We start from the raw sequence: 20,214 nt of genomic DNA on the forward strand, positions 1-20,214 counted from the left end.
ACTCAGCTGCTCTTCTTGGTCTTCGCGGGCTGGGTATCAAAGCCGATATTGACGCGCACCAGGGAGCCGGAGCCAACCGGCATCGTGATGCCGTCCTTGCGGAAGATGACCTGGGTGCCCGGCGCACCCGGCGGGATCTCGGTCGGGAATTTGGTGACTTCGGAATAGAGCACGGTCTCGCCGTCGACGACGGAGATGCGGATCGGCAGCGTCACCGGACCGGGCGTGCCGGCCGGGCCGGTGATCAGGCGCAGCTGGGCAACGATGGTCATCGTCAGGTTCGTGTCGTTCAGCGTGCACTGGCGGGTGTAATCGCCGACGGAGGCCTGGAAGACGATCTGCTGCGGATCGTCCTTCTTGCCCTTGGCATAGGTGCGGAAGATCGCATCCTGGTCACGCATGAAGATCTGCGGGCAGGCGCCCTGGACGACGGGAGCGACCGTGCCCTGCGCCGTCGTGGCGGTGCCGATCGAAGGATTGTTCGAGGACGGGTTGGCCGGCGCCAGCGGCATGATCTGGGCGGTGCCGTTCGGCTGGGTCGCCGGCGCAGCCGGCTTGCTGTCGCCACCTATGCCGAGCGAGTTGCAACCAGCGAGCAGGGCAAGAAAAGATGCGGAGACGATGAGACGCGAGACCTTGCCGAGCACCATATTCCATCCCTTGTATAAGCGCTTCTTGGAGGCCCCATGTCTTTTCCGTGGGGCCTTTCACGACGGTTTGCGATGGTCTATATCAGCGGCGCAAACAAAAATCGATTGGGTCAGCGCCGTTTTGATGCACTTTTCGACGCCGGATGTGGGCAAGTTCAACAAGATAACGGCAATGCTAAGGCCCGAAGGCACCACCTTGCCGAATTCCGGCAGACCGCACCAGGGCCGCGCCCGGCCGGATTCCCTCCAGCGATAGATCAAGGATGATGAACGTGGACTATATCTCGACCCGCGGCGAGGCCCCTTCCCTCGGCTTTTGCGACGCCCTTTTGACGGGGCTGGCGCGCGACGGCGGGCTCTACGTTCCGCGCAAATGGCCGAGCTTTTCCAAGAAGCAGATCCGCGCACTCCGCGGCAAGACATATCAGGAAATCGCCTTCACCATCCTGTCGCCCTTCACCAATGGCGAGATCCCCGACGACAGGTTCCGGGCGATGATCGACGAGGCCTATGGCACCTTCCGCCACCCGGCAATCGCGCCGCTCGTCCAGACCGGACCGAACAGCTTCGTCATGGAGCTCTTCCACGGCACGACGCTCGCCTTCAAGGACGTGGCGATGCAACTACTCGCCCGGCTGATGGACTATGCGCTCGAAAAGCGCGGCGAGCGGGCGACGATCGTCGGCGCCACGTCGGGCGACACCGGCGGGGCAGCGATCGACGCCTTCGCGGGTCGTGAGCGCACCGACATCTTCATCCTTTTCCCGCATGGCAAGGTTTCGCCGGTGCAGCAGCGGCAGATGACGACCTCGTCGTCAGCCAATGTGCATGCGCTTGCCGTCGAGGGCAATTTCGACGATTGCCAGAACCTGGTAAAGGCGATGTTCAACGACGCGGCCTTCCGCGACAGGGTCGGCCTATCCGGCGTCAACTCGATCAACTGGGCGCGCATCATGGCCCAGATCGTCTATTATTTCACGGCGGCGGTGGCGCTCGGCGGACCGGACCGGAAGATCTCGTTTACGGTGCCCACAGGCAATTTCGGCGATATATTCGCCGGCTACTGCGCCAAGCGCATGGGTCTGCCGATCGACCGGCTGGTGATCGCCACCAACGAAAACGACATCCTGGCGCGGGCGCTGAAAACCGGCCGCTACGACATGAAGGCGGTCAAGGCGACGAGCTCGCCGTCGATGGACATCCAGATCTCGTCGAACTTCGAACGGCTGCTGTTCGAAGCCTATGACCGCGACGCATCGAAGGTGCGCGCGGCGATGGAAAGCCTCAAGCAATCCAACGGCTTCGAGATCGGCGCGCAAGCGCTGAATGCGATCCGCCGCGACTTCCGCTCCGGGCGCGCCAGCGAGAAACAAGTCGCCGAGACGATCCGCAAGACCCATGCCGAGACCGGTTACCTGCTTGATCCGCATTCGGCGATCGGCGTCTTCGTCGCTGCCAAGAAAGAAAAGCCGAATACGCCGATGGTGACGCTTTCGACCGCGCATCCGGCGAAATTCCCCGCCGCCGTAAAATCCGCCTGCGGTATTGACCCGGCGCTTCCGACGTGGCTTGCTGATCTGATGCAAAGGGAGGAGCGTTTCCAGATCATCAAACCGGAGCTGAAAGCCGTTGAAAACTTTATCGGCAAGCACGCCCGCGGCGAGACGACAGCAGGCGCAGAAAGATAGCCAATGACAGTTGAGTGCACCCGGCTGAAATCCGGGCTGACAGTAGTCACAGAGACCATGCCGCATCTTGAAAGCGTTGCGCTCGGAGTCTGGATCAAATCGGGATCGCGTAACGAGACGGACAACGAGCACGGCATCGCTCACCTGCTCGAACACATGGCCTTCAAGGGCACGGCGCGCCGCACGGCCCGCCAGATTGCCGAGGAGATCGAGGATGTCGGCGGCGAAGTCAACGCCGCCACCTCGACCGAGACGACCTCCTATTACGCCCGCGTGCTCAAGGACTACGTGCCGCTCGCCGTCGATATCCTCGCCGACATCCTGACGGAATCGGCCTTCGAGGAAGAGGAGCTGGAGCGCGAAAAGCAGGTGATCCTGCAGGAGATCAACGCCGCCAACGACACGCCCGACGACGTGGTGTTCGACCGGTTCTCCGAGGTGGCCTATCGCGACCAGACGCTCGGCCGGGCGATTCTCGGCACGCCGGAGACCGTCGTCTCCTTCACGCCGCAGCAGATCCGCGGCTATCTCAGCCGCAACTACACGACCGACCGCATGTTCGTGGTCGCCACCGGCGCCGTCGAGCATGAGGAATTCCTGCGCATGGTGGAAGATCGTTTCGCCAGTCTGCCGACGGCACCTTCCGCCCCGCCCGTCATGGACGCGGCGCGTTATATCGGCGGCAGCGTGCGTGAACCGCGCGACCTGATGGACGCGCAGATCCTGCTCGGCTTCGAAGGCAAGCCCTACCACGCCCGCGATTTCTATTGCTCGCAGATCCTCGCCAATATCCTTGGCGGCGGCATGTCGTCCAGGCTGTTCCAGGAGGTGCGTGAGTTCCGCGGCCTCTGTTATTCGGTCTATGCCTTTCACTGGGGCTTTTCCGACACCGGCATCTTCGGCATTCATGCCGCGACCGGCGGCGAAAACCTGCCGGAGCTGGTGCCCGTCATCATCGACGAGCTGCACAAGTCAGCCGATGCGATCCACCAGAACGAGATCGAGCGCGCCCGCGCCCAGATCCGCGCCCAGCTGTTGATGGGTGCGGAAAGCCCGGCTGCCCGCGCCGGCCAGATCGCCAGGCAGATGATGCTTTACGGCCGGCCGATCTCCAATCCGGAGATGATGGAACGGCTGGAAGGCATCACCATCGAGCGGCTGACCGACCTTGCCGGCCGCCTGTTCTATGACACGGTTCCGACGCTGTCGGCGATCGGTCCGTTGGAACAGCTCGCGCCGATGGAAGACATCACTGCCTCGCTTTCGGTCCCGGCGTCGAAGACGCTGCAGGCAAGCCGCTGAGCCGACGTCGTCCTGCCGGGAGTGATCGATGCCAAAATCGGTTTTTCGGTTCCTGCAGCGGCAGCCGGAAGCGGTGCAGCTGGAGAACGACAGATATCTCCTGCGCCTGCCGCGCTACCAGGATTTCAACCAGTGGCACCGGCTGCGCGCCGACAGCCGCAAGTTCCTGGAACCCTGGGAGCCGACCTGGCGGCGCGACGAACTGACGGAGGGCGCCTACCGCGCCCGCGTCGTCCGCGGCAAGCAGGAATATGCCTCGGGCCAGGCGGTGCCGCTGTTCATTTTCCTGAAAGAGGACATGACGCTCATCGGCGGCGTCACCATCGGCTACATCAGACGGGGTGCGGCGCAAAGCTGCATGATCGGCTACTGGATGGGCGAACGCCATGCCGGCCAGGGGCATATGTTCGCCGCCCTCCAATTGGTTATTCCTTACATCTTCACCGGGCTTGAGTTGCACCGTATCGAAGCAGCCTGTATTCCAGATAACGCGCGCAGCATCCGTCTGCTTGAAAAAGCCGGGTTTCAACAGGAAGGCTATCTGCGCGGGTATTTGAAGATCAACGGTCAGTGGCATGACCATGTGATGTTTTCACGTCTCGCCACCGATACGGATAAAGGCAGGAAAACCGACAGCCGATGACAAGAGACCGCATGCTGCCCAAGTCACCGTCCGGACGAGTGATCGCGGTGATCGCAGCCCTTTTCCTGGCGGCTTTCGCCTTCGTGGCGGGTGTTGCCCAGGCGGCCGAACCGGTAAAAATTTCCCGTGACGATACCGCGCTCGATCTGACGGCAACGACCGAGATCTACGCCAGCCAGGGCGAGGCCTTCCAGGTTTCGACGGCGGCCGGCGCCGACGGCATCCGCCGCCGCATCGAGGTCAGGGCAAGCTCGGAGAACCATCAGGGCGACTGGGCAGTGTTTGCGCTCGCCAACGTTTCGGAAGAACAGCTCGAGCGCGTTATCGTCGCGCCGCATTTCCGTCTGGTCAATTCCAAGCTGTTCTGGCCGGATCTCGGCTCGCAGCGCATCAGCGCGATTACGCCGAGCGAAGGCTTCGCGCTCGACCGGCAGCCGAGCGACGAGGCCGACGTCTTCCGCATCACGCTGAACCCCGGCGCCGTCATCACCTTCGTCGCCGAACTGTCGACGCCGGAACTGCCGCAGATCTATCTCTGGGAACCGAACGCCTACAAGGACACGATCAACGCCTTCACGCTCTATCGCGGCATCGTGCTCGGCATTGCCGGCCTGCTCGCCGTGTTCCTGACCATCCTCTTCGTCGTCAAGGGCACCTCGATGCTGCCGGCGACGGCAGCGCTTGCCTGGGCGGTGCTCGGCTACATCTGCGTCGATTTCGGTTTTCTCGGCAAGCTGATCAGCGTCGCCTCGGCCGACCAGCGAATATGGCGCGCCTGCGCCGAGGTGGCGCTGGCGTCGAGTTTCGTCATCTTCCTCTTCACCTATCTCAACCTCAACCGCTGGCATGCGCATCTCGGCTACGCCACGCTTGCCTGGGTGCTCGGCCTTGCCCTGCTCTTCGGCGTGGCGATCTACGACCCGTCGATCGCTGCCGGCATCGCCAGGCTTTCCTTCGCGTTGACGGCCGCGACGGGGCTGCTCTTGATCATCTATCTCGGCTTCAACCGCTACGACCGCGCCATTCTGCTGGTGCCTGCCTGGGCGCTGACGCTCGTCTGGCTGTTCGGGGCGTGGCTGACCGTTACTGGCCGGCTCGACAACGACATCATTCAGCCGGCTCTCGGCGGCGGCCTGGTGCTCATCGTGCTTCTGATCGGCTTCACCGTCATGCAGCATGCGTTCGCCGGCGGCGCCTATCAGCAAGGGCTGTTTTCCGATCTCGAGCGGCAATCGCTGGCGCTGACCGGCTCCGGCGACATGGTCTGGGATTGGGATGTGGCGCGCGACCGCGTCGTCACCATTCCCGACGTCTCGATCAAGCTCGGCCTGTCGCCCGGCACCATGCATGGCGCGGCGCGCAACTGGCTGCCGCGGCTGCATCCAGACGACCGCGACCGCTTCCGCGCCACGCTCGACGTGCTGCTCGAACACCGGCGCGGGCGGCTGAACCACGAGTTCCGCATCCGCGCCGAGGACGGGCATTTCCACTGGCTGCTGATCCGGGCCCGGCCGGTGCTCGGCTCGAACGGCGAGATCATCCGCTGCGTCGGCACGATCGTCGACGTGACCGAACAGAAGAATTCCGTCGAGCGGCTGCTGCACGATGCGCTGCACGACAATCTGACCGGCCTGCCGAACCGGCAGGTCTTCCTCGACCGGCTGCAGTCGGTGCTGGCGCTGGCGCCGGGCGGCGATACGCTGCGCCCGACGGTGATGGTGATCGACATCGACCGCTACAAGCTGGTCAATGATTCGCTGGGCGTTGCCGCCGGCGACAACATCCTCATCGCGCTGACGCGGCGCCTGCGCCGGCTGTTGAAACCGCAGGACACGCTGGCGCGGCTTGCCGGCGACCAGTTCGGCCTGATCCTGGTTTCCGAGCACAATCCAGCCAAGGTCGCCGATTTCGCCGATGCGATCAGCAAGGCGATCATGGTGCCGATCAACTTCGCCAATCGCGAGATCATTCTGACGGCCTCGGTCGGGCTTGCCTCCTGGGTCGACCGGCAGGAGAGCGCCACCGGCCTGCTCAGTGATGCGGAGCTTGCCATGTACCGGGCAAAACGGGCCGGCGGCAACCGCGTCGAGCCGTTCCAGCCGGCCTTCCGCGACTTCGGCACCGACCGGCTGCAGCTGGAAACGGATCTGCGCCGCGCCATCGAGCGCAAGGAATTGGCGATGGTCTACCAGCCGATCGCAAGGCTGGAGGATGTCGAGGTCGCCGGTTTCGAGGCGCTGATGCGCTGGGAACATCCCAAACGCGGCAATATCCCGCCGTCCGAATTCATCCCGATCGCCGAGGCCTCCGATCTTATCGGCCCGCTCGGCATGTTCGCACTGGAACAGGCGACCAACGATCTGATGAGCTGGCAGCACCAGACCGGCGAATTGCCGATCTTCGTCTCGATCAATCTGTCGAGCGTGCAGCTGCTCAACAACGAGCTCTACGACGACGTGCGTTCGGTTCTCGCCAAGACGCATTGCCATCCCTCGCGCCTCAAGCTTGAACTGACGGAATCCATGGTGATGGAAAATCCGGAACAGGCTCGCCTGGTGCTGCAGAAGCTGAAGGAAGCCGGCATCGGGCTGGCGCTCGACGATTTCGGCACCGGATATTCGTCGCTCGCCTATCTCACCCGCTTCCCCTTCGACACGATCAAGCTCGACAAGGCCCTGGTGCGCGACAGCAGCGACAAGAAGGCAACCGTGCTCAGATCGGTGATCGCGATGGCGCGCGAACTCGACATGAAGGTGGTGGCAGAGGGGATCGAGTCCAACGAGGATGCCATCGAACTCGCCAAGATGGGCTGCAACTACGGCCAGAGCTACCTCTTCGGCCCGCCGATCCCTTCGGAATCGGTGCTGCGGCTGCTGCGGGACCGGTTTCCGCTGACGAAACGGGCTTGAGCGGAGCGGCTGGTCGATTTCCGGTGGCAATCAAAGGCCGCCTTCAGCCCGAGGCGGACATCTGTTCGTTGTTGAAGGGTGCGGCTGCTATGCGGCTCTAAGCGGAAGCTTCACGACAGGCGCGTTTTGCTGTACCCGACCTGCTCAGATCGGGTACACCGTTTCGACGGAACCTTAGACCTGCCGCAAGCCGCCGTCGACGCACAGTTCGGCACCGGCGATGTAGCTCGCGTCATCGCTCAACAAGAACAAGGCGGCCGCAGCCACCTCTGAAGGCCTCGCCATTCGTCCCATCGGGATCGGAGCGACAAGTGCCGCGCGAGTGTCTTCCGGAACCGCAGCCATCATTTCCGTATCGGTTGGACCGGGCGCAACAACGTTGACGCGTACACCTTTGGGCGCGAGTTCTGCCGTCCAGGTTCGGGCATAGGAACGGACGGCCGCTTTGGTGGCGGCATAGGTTCCGTACGAAGAGTAGCCCGCGCTATCGGCGATGGATCCGACGAGGACGACCGCCCCACCTCCTGTCATCACCGGGAGAGCCGCCTGCAGGCAGAAAACCATCCCGCGGACGTTGACGCCGAAGTGGCGGTCGAAGTGGTCCGGCGTTATTTCGGCGATCTGCGCTGGCTCGGAGAGGCCTGCATTCAATACGAGCGCGTCAATACGCCCGCATGCCTTTCGCACTTTTTCGACAGCCTCCACCATATCTTCGGGGACACTGGCATCGGCGGCAATGCCGACCGCGTCATTGCCGATACCCTTGGCCGCCTTCGCGGCATCTTCACTTCTACGACTGGTGATGAAGACCTTCGCCCCTTCGGCAGAAAGCCGCTCTGCAATTGCCAAGCCGATGCCCTTGGCGCCGCCGACGACCAGGGCAATCTTGTTACTCATTCGAGCCATCGTAAATCCTTTCAATTGATGGTCTCGCTATGATATACATCGTATATCTGGTATCAATTACGCACCTGAAGTAGCCTAGATATGGACGAGTATACTGATCTGGAGGCACTTTCTCATCGCGCGTTTGGCGACATGGCGCAGGTTCGCCCGGTGCTCGACAAGATCGCTGACAAATGGACGATCCTGATACTGACAGTGATCTGTCCCAAACCCTCGCGCTTCAACGAAATCAAGCGGCGTCTCGATGGGATCACGCACAAGGCTCTGGCCGACGCTTTGAAGAGGCTTGAGCGGAACGGCCTTGTGACGAGAACCGTGCTCCCAACGCAGCCGATTGGCGTGGAATATGCAATTACTCCACTAGGCCATTCACTGCGGGAGCCGTTTGAAGCACTGTGTTCATGGGCAGCGGCCAACGGCGACAAGGTCGAGGCGGCCACGCTACGCTATGACAACACCGAAAATCGTCGCTGACGCAAAACCGTCTATTCTGCGACGTTTGCAAAATCCGGGAAAACAAGTGTCGCTTTAGTCGTGAGTTGCTTCCGCAGGATGTCGAGCCGCAGTGCCGATCACGTTTCTCGATGAAGGACTTGAAGTTGCGTCTGATTGGGATCGGCGAAAATCCCATGGTCGGCCGCTACCGAGATTTGGGGAGAGATCGTCTTACTGGATGATTTTTACTGCCCCAAGCCGGTTTATGTCACTGCCCGTTGAAACCATGTCAGCGACGGACAGAGATTAGCTCGTGACGAAACCCGTGCTGCAATGCGGCTCGTCGACCTCAATTCGCACCAGCCAGCCCGAGGCTGCACCCACCAGACTTCGCCTTAGAGGAAGCCCCTGATCGGCAATACTTGCAGTCCGGACGCCTGGCATATAAATTGGCTCAATGCTTGATCGTTCATCCCAGTCTTCGACGCATATTCCCACGGACGCACTAAGCGAAGTTCTACAGGACTTTCGCCTGAGCGGCGTCAACTACGGCCGTTGTGAGCTGCGCGATCCGTGGAGCATCGCCTTTCCGCAGCAACAGCTGCTGCGATTTCATTTCGTTAGTGAGGGGCCGTGCTGGATCTATACAGAAACCCAGGGATGGCAGGAACTGCAAGCTGGCGATCTTGTATTGTTGCCACAAGGGGTCGAACACCGACTGGCCAGTAGGCCGGATGTTGTGGAGGACTCGCTAAAGAGCTGCCAGGTCATCAAGTTGGGGGGGAACGTCTGCGAAGTGGTGCAGGAAGGAACAGGCGCGACAAGCACCCTGTTCTGCGGTTCCATGGCCTTGGGTGCTAATGCGCTCAACCCGTTGATCGCTCTGATGCCGCCGATCATCAAGGGTTGTGATGTTGCTGGCAATGATCCAGTCGTCGGCCCGCTTCTCGCCGCGATGACGGCGGAGGCGTCTCAACCCCAGATAGGCAGCGCCACGGTTTTGTCACGCATGGCGGACGTACTCGTCGCACGGCTCATTCGCTGCTGGGTCAATTGCAGCGGGGCCTCGACCAGCGGCTGGCTCGCTGCGATCCGCGATCCTCATATCGGCCGTGCGCTGGCGGCCATGCACCGAGATCCCGGCCATGACTGGACGCTGGAGACCCTTGCTGGCGTGGCAGGTCAATCGCGCTCGATCTTCGCGGAACGCTTCAGTGCCATCTTAGGAGAAGGCGCGGCGCGGTATCTCGCCCGTCTGCGCATGCAGCTTGCACGAGAGTTGCTTGGTCAAAACATGTCGGTTGCCGAGGTCGCTTCTCAACTGGGCTATGAGTCTGAAGCCTCTTTCGCTCGCGCCTTCAAGCGCATCACGAGCGTATCGCCTGGGGTTATGCGTCGCACCATTTCCGGACGAACGGACATGGAATTCGGACTTTAGGATACATATCATCCTGAAAAACTCCGCTATGAAGACCTCCAAATCTTGGAGGTATTTTCAATGACGGACACAACATCACAGCTAGACAGCAGCGCGATCGGCCTCGATACTACCGTTCCGAGTTCATGGAGCCGCACCACCTGGTTTGCCGTTATTTCGATGGCGGCCACAAGCTTCGCGCTTGTGTCAGCTGAATTCCTGCCGGCGGGCCTGTTGACGCCGATGGCGCGTGACCTTGGCGTCAGCGAGGGAACAGCTGGTCAGGTTGTCACTGCAACCGCGTCTGTCGGCGCGGTAACGGCCTTGTTGAGCAATGTTTTCATCGGCAAGCTGAACCGGAAGACTGTCCTGGTTGGCTTAAGTGCCTTGGCTGTCGGCTCCAATCTCCTGGCCGCCCTCGCGACGGATTTTTGGCTATTGTTGTTGGGGCGAGCCGGGCTGGGAATCGCGCTAAGTGGCTTCTGGGCACTTTCAGTTGCCGTTGTGGCGAGATTGGTTGGCGCCAATGCGACAGGGCGGGGTATGGCTATAGTCACCCTGGGCGTCTCTCTTGCCACCATAGCTGCACCATCCATGGGTGCTTTGGTTAGCGATTGGCTTGGGTGGCGTGCCGCCATGGCGATGACCGCAGGCCTCGCGGTAGTTGCGATGCTGCTTCAGATTCTCAGTTTGCCGACGTTACCCGCAACCACGAGCAACAGTCTTTCTGACGTCTTCGGGCTGACAAAACGGCGCACTGTTCAACTGGGAATGCTTGCCATCGTCTTGCTGATGACGGGACATTTTGCCGGCTCAGTCTACGTGCGACCCTTCCTCGAGCAGGTAACCCTCCTTGGCACCGGGCCGATTGCCTTGGCGCTGCTCGGGTTTGGCATCGCCGCCGTGATCGGTAATATCGCCGGCGGACGAATGGCAGACGCCAATATCCGCACGGCACTCGCTGTGACCGGCGCACTGATGGCGTTTGCGGCGCTTGCTCTCGTACTGTGGGGTTCATATAGCGGCATCGCGTTTGCCCTGGTTACACTTTGGGGTTTCGCCTTCGGGATGGCTCCGGTAGTACTGCCAACCAACTTGTCCCGCGGCGCAACGGATGCCTTGGAGGCAGCTGGCAGCCTGATGGTCGTTTCCTTCCAGGTCGCCATCAGCATCGGTGCGGTGTTCGGCGGCTACGTGGTCGATCACTATGGTCCCGCAGCGCCATTGACACTTACAGCCATGTTGGCGTTATCGACTATCGTTCTGGCGTTGCTGCAGCCCCGGGGCTGAATCTTCGAGCTCCGGCCACGGTGCGCAAAAGAGGCGAGGTCCAACCTGCCCGGAGTGCCGGAGCAACGCTAAGCCGAGACGCGACGGTGCTTTCTCGTTCCGGCGAGGAAGCACCGTCCGATCGCCGATGACCGCGACGACAACAATCCCTCTAATAGGCGTTTATGGAAGATCGGCGCTCACGACTAACATGGCCGGTGTGCGCCTCATGTCTGCCATTGGGCCTAATCGGAAATAGAAGATTAGCTCGCTGAACGTCGGCTTCGCGCCTTCATGTCGGCCACCGAGGAATCTTCACTCGGAAGCCGACATTGCGGTGACCACCTAGAGTTCATGGTCGCGCCACAACTGGCCATTCCCGCAAGTTCCATGTGCGTCACGCCCGACTCGCCCGAACACTCAGCCAATGATCATGGGGCTTACCGACGCACCGACGTACCTCGCTGACGAGCCAGCCCGCGTCTCTGAGTGCGGACCGCAGGGCAGGCTCGCGCCAGTATGTCTCGACGTAGCGCCTCGGCGCTGCAGCGCTGCCGTGTGTGGACACATCCTCGCCTTCGCCCTCTCTTACCGAGGCGTGCAATCGGCCACCGGTCCGGGTCGCCTCGGCAAGCCGTCCAAGCACCGTGCCGAAATCCTCGCGGGCGACATGAATCAGGCAGGCACAGGCCCAGATCCCGTCATACGGCGTGCCGGGACGCTGCGGGTCGGCCAAGTCATCGGTCAGCGGGTCCAGCAGGTCGGCCTCGAAGCCACTTTCGCGAAGCAGTTCGACGAAACCCTTTGCAATGTCGGTGCGCCGCACGCTCATTCCCCGCTTCTCAAGCTCAAGTGCATCTCGCCCGCCACCGCTTCCGATCTCCAGCACCCTGCCCGAGCCCCCCAGCTCGGTGACGAACGCATCGATCTCTGTGGCGACCCATTCGGGCATCGCCGCGGCCTCGGCAGCGTACTCCGCCGCGACCCTATCATAAGACCGCACGGTATCCGGGTCGGTGCTCATCCTAGCGCTCCTCCTTCAAGACAAGAGGCCTGATGAGCGAGACGCCCATCAGCCCGTTGCGCCCCTCACACTTCGGCAATTGGTGGGCGATTTGCTTCCGAAGAACACCTGTCCATGCGGCATTGCCGACGGCTCCGTTCTGCCACTGCAACCCCTCCTTCGGCGGCTCATAGTAGACGCGCCCGTTCCCAGCACACTCGACGACGGCGGTGAAAGTCGTGCTCCGCATCGCCTTGATGCTGTCGAGGTCAAGTTCGATCGGCCGCTCCACCGCCCCGCCAACGCGCAATCTCCAGTCTCGCGCATCGAGGTCCGGCGAGGAGAAATGGTTTCGCACGAAGAACAGCTCGGTTGGGATCAGCCAATCGGAGAGCGACGCAAACGGAAACTCGATGTTCTGTGGGGATTTCTGTCGAACTATTAGACTGGGTTGCTGTGGTGTCGGCATCGTCCTCGTCTCCCCTTTCAAGAGCACAAAGTCGGCTCTCGGTCGCGCGAATTCCGGTACGATCACACTGCCCCTCGCAGTGCGTCAGTCGCATTCCGCCTTCGGTCCGCAATCTAGCACATACCGCACGTTCCTCGGATCGACCTCGAACGGCAGCAAAGGGGCCGAAGGCGGTCTTGACCGCTTTGCGCCCCTCTTAGCAGTCGTTCAGCAACGGGATTCTCGCGCTAATAGCGGACGCTGTCCAGCGATCCGTAGCGCTTGGCTGGCAATTGATCCTTTTGACCACGGGCCGGGCTGAAGGATTGCAGTTAGTGGGCGCAGCGGCTCCCACCGTGCGACCTGCGCGGATCACACTCGTCAAACCCACCATGCGGTACCTCGGAGCCCCCCGAGGGGAAGGCCAGTGTGATTTCAGGGGTTCCCGCTGTGTCATATTTTCTTGAGAAGTGTTAACAAGGTTCCGCTGGTTGCCCGGTGTGACGGCGATACGCGCGAGCCGAATGGCCGTGTTACGGTCCATTCTTGATCGAGAGAGGATGGCAAGAGATGGAGGCCGCAGAACTTCGATATAATTGGGCTGATCCCGACGTCTACGAGACATTCATAGGGCGCTGGAGCGAACATCTGGCAAGCCCATTTCTCACACGTGCCAATATTGCCCCGGGCAGTCGCGTGCTCGATGTAGCATGTGGGACAGGTGTGTTGTCGAAAGCACTGGCCGAGGCGGGAGCGCATGTGATCGGTGTTGACGCATCGGAGGGATACCTGGAAGGAGCCCGCCGTCGACGATCCCACCCCAATATCGCCTATGAACACGGCGATGTCCGGCACATGCGGTTCGACACTAACTTTTTCGATGCGGCCGTTTCCACGCTGGCCCTGGACGTTATCCCGGAAATTGAACAGGTAGTTGCCGAGATGAAGCGCGTGACCCGTCCAGGTGGCGTGGTCGCGTCCGCCGTTACTCAGTTCTTGGGCGGCATGCCCGCCTTCGATCTCGTCATTAATACCGGCGCCGTGCTTGAGACCGATTTCGCCAGGCTGAGATCCATGCGGGCGGGGCGCCAGCTCTTCTGGCCTAATGGTCAGGCGACGTTGTGGCGGAAGATCGGCCTCGTCGACGTGACGGAGATTCCCGTTGTCGTGGATTGCGAGTATGCGTCCTTCGCGGATTATTGGGCTACGTTCGCCGACGGCCCAGGCAGCATCACAAGCATATTGATGGCACTTTCGGACGACGCCCGCGATTTGATCGAACAGTATGTTCGTCCCGGGTATCTGGTTGGCTTGCCCGATGGACCCCGGTCATTTCCCATGATGTTCCGGGTGGTGCGTGGCTTGGTCCCAGCCTGATTCTGGAGAGCATGCAATAGGCCCGCGAGGGCCCGGTGTGGGCCGTTCTTAGACTTTAACCCCGCGGGTTGATCATCAGCTGTCGTTCCTCGGCAGCCAAAAACCTGCCGGTCCGCAATCGGCCCCGTAGCGGTCGTCTACCCAAGCCGAGCCGATGTCCGTTGTTGGTGCAATCCGGTCGAAGACGCGCGGCGCTAGAGATGCCGCGTTTGCACTAGTCTACTTCGCGCCCATGGGAGCTTACCCATTATCCGCCACTTGTTGAGGACTTGAAGTCAGCTATCTCAAGCCGGAAATATCTGGAATGTTCAGGAGCACGCATGACGAAGCATCGCATCTATTCCATCAGCGTCGCGAGCGTCTATCCCCACTATGTCGCCAAGGCAGAGAAGAAGGGGCGCACGAAGACGGAGGTCGATGAAATCATCTGTTGGCTGACGGGGCATAGCCAGCAGAGCCTGGACGATCAGTTGGCTGAGAAGACCAACTTCGAGGATTTCTTTGCGCAAGCGCCTCAGATGAATCCCTCCCGATCGTTGATTACAGGGGTGATTTGCGGTGTCCGCGTGGAAGACATCCAGGAAACGACGATGCGGGAAATCCGCTATCTGGACAAATTGATCGACGAACTCGCCAAGGGAAAAGCGATGGAGAAAATCCTGCGGAAATAGCCGGGAGCCGTGTCGCCGCGGTACCCGCGATCACCCACGGCACGCGCATGGAATCCGGCATCGTCTCGTCCGGGAATGACGAATGTTCACTGGCGCGGCGCAAGGCCATCGAGCAGGAAGTCGAGGCCCTTTCTGAAAGCGCCGTCCCAATCATTATCCAGCAGCAGACGGGAGCGTTCGATCGTCGGGTAGTGCTGGCTCAGACCCGTCAGGCGCTGCTGCGCGGCCGCTTTGTCGTCGTCCGAGAGCTCGAAGTTCGCCCGGGTGATGGTGGCGCCGATCACAAAATTCCAGAGCGACCAGATCGCGGCGTTCAAATCCGCGTCCGCCACACCGGCTTTGGACAGGGTCTTGCTCAGCAGTTCCAGGCGAATGAGGATGTTCGGACCGAGCGCCCGGCGCGGCAGCAGCGATGCCGACCAGGGATGGCGCAGCATGCTGGCGCGCCAGTCTTCGAGCATATGAACGATGTCCCCGCGCCAGTCTTCAGACGCAACGATACTAGGCAATGCGCGATATTCGAGCACCGAATCCAGCGCCAGATCGAAAACCTTTTCCTTGTTGTCGACGTGCCAATAGAGGCTCATCGCGCCCGAGCCGAGGCGATCGGCCAGCCGGCGCATCTTCAATCCATCGACGCCCTCGGCGTCCAGCAGATCCACCGCAGTCGCCACGATCCGCTCCAGGGAAAGGCTCGGCTCACTGCGCGGCTCCTGCCCGGACTGAGGTGGAGCACTTTTCCGCCCAGACCCTTTGCTCTCAGCATCGCTGCGTTTGGCTGCCATTCGTCTTCCTTATCGATCAGACGTCGATCTAAGCCGACAATGCTGGGAATGTCGATGCTGACCGATTGACTCGTACGCTGTACGATGCAACTTAGTCGTACGCCGTACGAGTAAATCATGTGGCGATAAGATTCCATCCTGCAGGCCGCGAGGATCCGTCGCTCGCAGCCCTGGAAAACCAGGAGAATTCATGTCACGCGCAATCAAGCATCTCATTATCGGAGGACTCATCATGACCATCAGCGTTCCCACCGCGGCGACAGCCAATGAGGACGATCTCAAGCTGACCATCGTCAATCCGAAAAACCTCTACGACCCCTCGCCGAATGGCTACAGCACGGCGGTGATCGTGCCGCGCCAAGGCCGGCTGGCCTACATCTCCGGACAGGGCGGCCAGGACAGCACGGGCGCCTTGTCGCCCGACTTCGCCGTCCAGGTGAAGCAGGCCTATGCGAATCTGCGCACCGCCCTCGATGCACTCGGCGCAAAGCCGGATCAGGTCGCCAAGCTAACGGTCTTCGTGGTCGATCACGACATGTCCAAGCTCGAGGTGCTGACTGGGAATGTCAAGGACATGTTCGGCGAAGCATTGCCGGCCCAGACGCTGATTCCCGTCCCCAAGCTTGCCATCGACCCCATGCTCTTCGAGGTCGAAGCCGTGGTCATTCTGGAATAGCGGCGGATCGAGACAAATCGGATTTTCAGGGGTGGTGCGTAACCTTTGTTAGGCGCGCCACCTTCCCTTTATCGATGGCCATTGACCAACGGCCTGGGATGTGCGTCTCTCATTCCTTGCACAAGGAAAATCCCATGCTCAAGATTCTGCTCGCCCTCTCGATGGGTGTTTTTTGCGTATCGCCGCTTCAGGCCGCCGAGATCACTCCGGTCACCAAAAGCTGCCAGCCGGGGGCGAAACAGGCGCAATGCGAGCGATGGGTCACGGATATCAAGAAAGCCGTCACGCTGGCCTATAAAGGCGACCACGGGGCGCAGGTGACCGTTGCCTTCTGCCTGTCCACCGGTTGCCACGGTGCCGTCGCCATCGACAAGGTCGCCTCCTGCAGCTGGCATCTCGTCATCGCCAATTCCGGTACTACGACCGTGCTCGACAGTTCAAACACCAGGAACACCTGCCGGCCGATGACGGCGGCTGAGAAAGACCAAGCCCGCGCGCTGGCGAGCGATCTCGTCCAGAAGATCTACAAGCGGCCCCTGGTGAAGACCGACCAGATGTAATCTGCCCGGCTCACGGCTTGCGGCGCAACGTCCGCGTGAAAATAAATCTCGTTGCTCTCCCGGCTTTCGCCGCTATTCTCCACCCAAAGAAAATCCGGCCAAAGAAAATCGGCCAAAGAAATCGGGAGGACCACTGATGATCCTGCACTGCGTATTCCTGCGGCTGAAGACCGCGGTGACGAGCGAAGACAAGCAGTCGCTGTTTGCGGCGATCGTCGCCCTGAAACAGCTCATTCCCGGCATATTGGATATCAAGTATGGGCCGAATGTTTCGCCCGAGGGTTTGCATGGCGGCTTCGTCGACGGTTTTGCCGTGACCTTTGAAAGCGCCGAAGCCCGGGACGCCTATCTCATCCATCCCGAGCACGTGACGGTCGGCGAGCGCATCGTCTCGTCGACGGATGGAGGCCTTGCCGGCATCCTGGTCTTCGACCTTAATTTGTGAGGGCCGCAGGATAGGCCTGCAGCCCTCGATACTTCAGCTCGATTTCGCCATGGCGGCGGCGAGCTGGTCGACATTGTACTTGAACATCTTTTCATAAGTCGGCGCCGGTCCCTTGGCGTCGGACAGGGATTCAACATAGAGCTCGCCGCCGGGCTCGGCCCCGGTTGCCTTGGCGACCTGCTTGACCAGGCGCGGATCGTTGGAATTTTCGAAGAAATAGGCCTTCACGCGCTCGCCCTTGATCTGCTCGATCAGCTTGGCGACGTCGGCGGCCGATGCCTCGCTTTCGGTGGACAGACCAAGTGGCGCCAGGAAGCTGACACTATATTCGCGGCCGAAATAGCCGAAGGCATCATGGCTGGTCAGCACCTTGCGGCGATCGTCGGCCACCTTGTCGAATTTCGCATGCGCATAGGCGTTCAGTTCGTCCAGCGTTCTGGTGTACTTTTCGGCATTGGCCTTGAAGGCGGCGGCGTCCGAGGGATCGGCCGATGACAGCGCCTTTTCGATATTGGCGACCCAGACCTTGACGTTGACGGGGCTGTTCCAGACATGCGGATCGGTGATTTTTTCGCCATCCTCTTCCATGGTGCGGGTGTTAATACCTTCGGAGACGGTGACCGGCTTGCCCTTATAGCCCGAGGCGGTGATCAGCCGGTCCATCCAGCCCTCCAGGCCCTCGCCGCTGACGAAGGTAACCTGCGCTGCTTTCAAATTCTTCGCATCGGCCGGCGACGGCTCGAATTCATGGGGATCGCCGTTCGGCCCGACGAGGCTCGTCACCTTGACGTGCTCGCCGCCGACCTGTTTGACGACATCGGCAAGCACGGTGAAGGAGGCCACAACCTTCAGCGTTTCGGCGGAGGCCGGCACGGCCGACAGCGCCATCAAAGCGGGGATTGCTGCGGAGAGAAGCAGTCTGTGCGGTGTCATCGAAGTCTCCTTGGGATCAGCCCTTCAAATGCGGGCGGGGGAAGAAGCGCCGGGCTAAGCCGGAGGGCGCGAAAAGAATGGAAAAGCCGTAGAGGATCGCCGCCGTCATGATGATCGTCGGGCCGGAGGCAAGTTCGAGATGGTAGGAGGCGATCAGGCCGAGATAGCCGGATGCGGCGGCACTGACAGCCGATATCGCCATCATCACGGCCAGGCTGCGCGACCAGAGCTGGGCGACGGCTGCCGGCAGCATCATCAGGCCGACTGCCATCAGCGTGCCGAGCGCCTGGAAGCTGGCGACGAGGTTCAGCACCACGAGCAGCAGGAAGAGCACGTGATAGACCGGCCCGCGCCCGCCGACGGCGCGCAGGAACCCCGGATCGAAACATTCGGCCACCAGCGCCCGGTAGATGAAGGCGAGGACGACGAGGGTCAGCGAGGTGATCGCGCCGATCAGATAAAGGGCGGGAGCATCGATCGCCAAGATGGTGCCGAAGAGCACATGCAACAGATCGATATTCGAACCGCGCAGCGAGACGATCAGCACGCCGAGCGCCAGCGACGCGAGATAGAAGCTGGCAAAGCTTGCATCCTCCTGCAGCACGGTCATCCGGCTGACGGCGCCCGAAAGCAGCGCCACCGACAGGCCGGCGATGAGACCGCCAAGACCCATCGCCGTCAGCGACAGGGAGCCGGCGACGAGATAACCGATGGCAGCCCCCGGCAGCACGGCATGGCTCATGGCGTCGCCCATCAGGCTCATGCGCCGCAGCATCAGGAAGACGCCGATCGGTCCCGAGCCGAGCCCGAGGCAGAGGCAGGCGACAAGGGCGCGGCGCATGAAGCCGTAATCGGCAAAGGGCGCGAGGAAGAGATCATAAGCCGTCATGCCGCCGGCGCCTCTTCGGGTGCGCAGGCGCTCGCATCCTCATCCCAACGCTCGGCCATGGCGCGGGCCTTCAGGAGATTGACGGAGGACATGACGTCTGCGGTTGCACCCCAGCCGACTAATTCACGGGCGAGCAGCAGGGTTTGCGGGAAATGGGCGCGGACCAGCTCGAAATCGTGGAGCACGGCAATCACCGTGCGGCCCTCGCCGTGCCAGCGAGTGACGATATCGACGAGGTCCCTGGTCGTGCGGGCATCGATCGCCGTAAACGGCTCATCGAGCAGGATGATGCCGGCATCCTGCAGCAGCAGACGGGCAAAGAGCACACGCTGGAATTGGCCGGCCGAGAGCGACCCGACATGACGCCGGCCGAAGCCTTCGAGCCCGACGGCTGAGAGCGCCTCGCCTGCCCTTTTCACCTCGGCGGGCGCGATGTGGCCGAAGGCGCCCGTTTTCTTCCAGGCGCCGAGCATGACGGTGTCGATCACCGAGATCGGAAAGCGGCGGTCGATCTCGGCCGCCTGCGGGAGGTAACCGAATTCCGCCCGCCCCAGCCGGTGCTCGACCCTGCCTTCGGCGGGACGAAGCTCGCCCATGATCGCCTTCAGCAGCGTCGACTTGCCTGCCCCGTTCGGCCCGGCAATCGCCGTCAGGCTTCCTGCGGCGAAGGCGCCGGAGACATGATGGACGGCGGGGTGCCTGTTATAGGCGACGGTCAGATTCTCCAGACGGATCAGCGGCGTCATGGCAAGACAACCGCCCAGTGGATCGCCAGCCACAGCAGCGCAATGACCAGCGCCATGCCGATCACTCTGGATAACGCCGACTGCCCGAGCAGGCTGACGGAGGGGCGGTCGGGGCTCGGGGGCATGGTGCATCCTACAATGTAATAACATTACGGTTATGTTATAACGATTGCGGCGAGATTGAGGCGGGGCTGGCAGGTACCTCACACAATTGAAAGGGCGACCGAATGGCCGCCCCTCATCTGGCAGGATGTCTCTTATAATGTTTGGGATGTGATCGTTCGAGCCCTCGGCGGCCCCTCATCCGCCTGCCGGCACCGACCGGGGTCGAGCCACGGGTCTCGCCCCGTCCTTCGGACCCCCGCTCGCGGGGCGAAGGGAGATAGCCGCAACCTCTCCGGTCCCACCAACCTCTCGCAGGGCACGTCCCCTCGCCCCGCTTTTACGGGGAGAGGGTTAGGG

The 20,214-nt window shown here is 61.6% G+C and carries 21 protein-coding genes; 12 read left to right on the forward strand and 9 right to left on the reverse strand.

Annotated features, from left to right (window positions below):
• Positions 1 to 2 precede the first annotated feature (2 nt).
• A complete protein-coding gene (locus BS630_RS04980; protein WP_020048818.1) occupies positions 3 to 650 on the reverse strand; it encodes a hypothetical protein in 648 nt (215 codons plus the stop codon).
• Between the two features lie 263 nt (positions 651 to 913).
• On the opposite strand from BS630_RS04980, the gene thrC reads away from it, so the two are divergent.
• From thrC to BS630_RS05005, 4 genes are read left to right on the forward strand one after another with little or no spacing between them, the layout of a single operon-like run.
• Positions 914 to 2,338: a threonine synthase gene (thrC, locus tag BS630_RS04990; protein ID WP_077976510.1), complete on the forward strand. Its 1,425-nt coding sequence runs from the start codon at positions 914 to 916 to the stop codon at positions 2,336 to 2,338.
• Between the two features lie 3 nt (positions 2,339 to 2,341).
• The gene (locus BS630_RS04995) at positions 2,342 to 3,640 is read left to right on the forward strand and encodes a M16 family metallopeptidase (RefSeq protein WP_077976511.1); all 1,299 of its coding nucleotides are present in this window, start codon (positions 2,342 to 2,344) and stop codon (positions 3,638 to 3,640) included.
• A gap of 28 nt (positions 3,641 to 3,668) precedes the next feature.
• Positions 3,669 to 4,283, forward strand: coding sequence for a GNAT family N-acetyltransferase (locus BS630_RS05000; protein WP_077976512.1), 615 nt, complete (start codon positions 3,669 to 3,671; stop codon positions 4,281 to 4,283).
• Positions 4,280 to 7,192: a sensor domain-containing phosphodiesterase gene (locus BS630_RS05005; protein WP_077976513.1), complete on the forward strand. Its 2,913-nt coding sequence runs from the start codon at positions 4,280 to 4,282 to the stop codon at positions 7,190 to 7,192. The genes BS630_RS05000 and BS630_RS05005 overlap by 4 nt, the downstream gene beginning before the upstream one ends.
• A 174-nt stretch (positions 7,193 to 7,366) precedes the next feature.
• On the opposite strand, the gene BS630_RS05010 is transcribed toward BS630_RS05005, so the two are convergent.
• Positions 7,367 to 8,098: an SDR family NAD(P)-dependent oxidoreductase gene (locus BS630_RS05010; RefSeq protein WP_077976514.1), complete on the reverse strand. Its 732-nt coding sequence runs from the start codon at positions 8,096 to 8,098 to the stop codon at positions 7,367 to 7,369.
• Between the two features lie 81 nt (positions 8,099 to 8,179).
• On the opposite strand from BS630_RS05010, the gene BS630_RS05015 reads away from it, so the two are divergent.
• From BS630_RS05015 to BS630_RS05025, 3 genes are all read left to right on the forward strand, one after another.
• Positions 8,180 to 8,572, forward strand: coding sequence for a winged helix-turn-helix transcriptional regulator (locus BS630_RS05015; protein ID WP_025393490.1), 393 nt, complete (start codon positions 8,180 to 8,182; stop codon positions 8,570 to 8,572).
• 418 nt (positions 8,573 to 8,990) lie between these two features.
• A complete protein-coding gene (locus BS630_RS05020) occupies positions 8,991 to 9,971 on the forward strand; it encodes an AraC family transcriptional regulator (protein ID WP_017959289.1) in 981 nt (326 codons plus the stop codon).
• Positions 9,972 to 10,031: 60 nt separating this feature from the next.
• Positions 10,032 to 11,240, forward strand: coding sequence for an MFS transporter (locus tag BS630_RS05025; RefSeq protein WP_077976515.1), 1,209 nt, complete (start codon positions 10,032 to 10,034; stop codon positions 11,238 to 11,240).
• Positions 11,241 to 11,616: 376 nt separating this feature from the next.
• On the opposite strand, the gene BS630_RS05030 is transcribed toward BS630_RS05025, so the two are convergent.
• Complete coding sequence (locus tag BS630_RS05030; RefSeq protein WP_077976516.1) at positions 11,617 to 12,243, reverse strand: class I SAM-dependent methyltransferase; 627 nt, start codon at positions 12,241 to 12,243, stop codon at positions 11,617 to 11,619.
• 1 nt (position 12,244) lies between these two features.
• Positions 12,245 to 12,691 carry a molybdopterin-dependent oxidoreductase gene (locus tag BS630_RS05035; protein ID WP_231285137.1) on the reverse strand — a complete coding sequence of 149 codons (447 nt, stop codon included), beginning with the start codon at positions 12,689 to 12,691 and terminating at the stop codon, positions 12,245 to 12,247.
• A 549-nt stretch (positions 12,692 to 13,240) separates the two neighbouring features.
• On the opposite strand from BS630_RS05035, the gene BS630_RS05040 reads away from it, so the two are divergent.
• Positions 13,241 to 14,047, forward strand: a complete 807-nt coding sequence (locus tag BS630_RS05040; RefSeq protein ID WP_077976517.1) for a class I SAM-dependent methyltransferase — start codon at positions 13,241 to 13,243, stop codon at positions 14,045 to 14,047.
• A gap of 320 nt (positions 14,048 to 14,367) precedes the next feature.
• Positions 14,368 to 14,718, forward strand: coding sequence for a DUF2200 domain-containing protein (locus tag BS630_RS05045; protein ID WP_077976518.1), 351 nt, complete (start codon positions 14,368 to 14,370; stop codon positions 14,716 to 14,718).
• 86 nt (positions 14,719 to 14,804) lie between these two features.
• Here BS630_RS05045 and BS630_RS05050 read toward each other — a convergent pair whose 3' ends face one another.
• The gene (locus tag BS630_RS05050; protein WP_077976519.1) at positions 14,805 to 15,503 is read right to left on the reverse strand and encodes a TetR/AcrR family transcriptional regulator; all 699 of its coding nucleotides are present in this window, start codon (positions 15,501 to 15,503) and stop codon (positions 14,805 to 14,807) included.
• A gap of 190 nt (positions 15,504 to 15,693) precedes the next feature.
• Here BS630_RS05050 and BS630_RS05055 point away from each other — a divergent pair, with 190 nt between their 5' ends.
• The 3 genes from BS630_RS05055 (at position 15,694) to BS630_RS05065 (ending at position 17,184) form a co-directional block, all read left to right on the forward strand.
• Positions 15,694 to 16,179, forward strand: a complete 486-nt coding sequence (locus BS630_RS05055) for a RidA family protein (RefSeq protein ID WP_077976520.1) — start codon at positions 15,694 to 15,696, stop codon at positions 16,177 to 16,179.
• Between the two features lie 134 nt (positions 16,180 to 16,313).
• On the forward strand, positions 16,314 to 16,739 hold the full coding sequence (locus tag BS630_RS05060) for a hypothetical protein (protein WP_077976521.1): 426 nt from the start codon (positions 16,314 to 16,316) through the stop codon (positions 16,737 to 16,739).
• A 136-nt stretch (positions 16,740 to 16,875) separates the two neighbouring features.
• On the forward strand, positions 16,876 to 17,184 hold the full coding sequence (locus BS630_RS05065; RefSeq protein WP_062944979.1) for a Dabb family protein: 309 nt from the start codon (positions 16,876 to 16,878) through the stop codon (positions 17,182 to 17,184).
• 33 nt (positions 17,185 to 17,217) lie between these two features.
• Here the strand turns inward: BS630_RS05065 and BS630_RS05070 are convergent, their stop codons facing one another.
• Genes BS630_RS05070 through BS630_RS38400 form a run of 4 tightly spaced genes read right to left on the reverse strand, consistent with a single transcriptional unit; the run spans position 17,218 to position 19,877 of the window.
• Positions 17,218 to 18,117, reverse strand: a complete 900-nt coding sequence (locus BS630_RS05070) for a metal ABC transporter substrate-binding protein (RefSeq protein WP_077976522.1) — start codon at positions 18,115 to 18,117, stop codon at positions 17,218 to 17,220.
• A 16-nt stretch (positions 18,118 to 18,133) separates the two neighbouring features.
• Complete coding sequence (locus BS630_RS05075; RefSeq protein ID WP_077976523.1) at positions 18,134 to 19,006, reverse strand: metal ABC transporter permease; 873 nt, start codon at positions 19,004 to 19,006, stop codon at positions 18,134 to 18,136.
• Complete coding sequence (locus BS630_RS05080) at positions 19,003 to 19,752, reverse strand: metal ABC transporter ATP-binding protein (RefSeq protein ID WP_077976524.1); 750 nt, start codon at positions 19,750 to 19,752, stop codon at positions 19,003 to 19,005. The genes BS630_RS05075 and BS630_RS05080 overlap by 4 nt, the downstream gene beginning before the upstream one ends.
• Complete coding sequence (locus BS630_RS38400) at positions 19,749 to 19,877, reverse strand: hypothetical protein (protein WP_017959275.1); 129 nt, start codon at positions 19,875 to 19,877, stop codon at positions 19,749 to 19,751. The genes BS630_RS05080 and BS630_RS38400 overlap by 4 nt, the downstream gene beginning before the upstream one ends.
• Positions 19,878 to 20,214 lie beyond the last annotated feature (337 nt).

It is taken from the genome of Rhizobium laguerreae, assembly GCF_002008165.1.
Taxonomy (GTDB): Bacteria; Pseudomonadota; Alphaproteobacteria; order Rhizobiales; family Rhizobiaceae; genus Rhizobium; species Rhizobium laguerreae.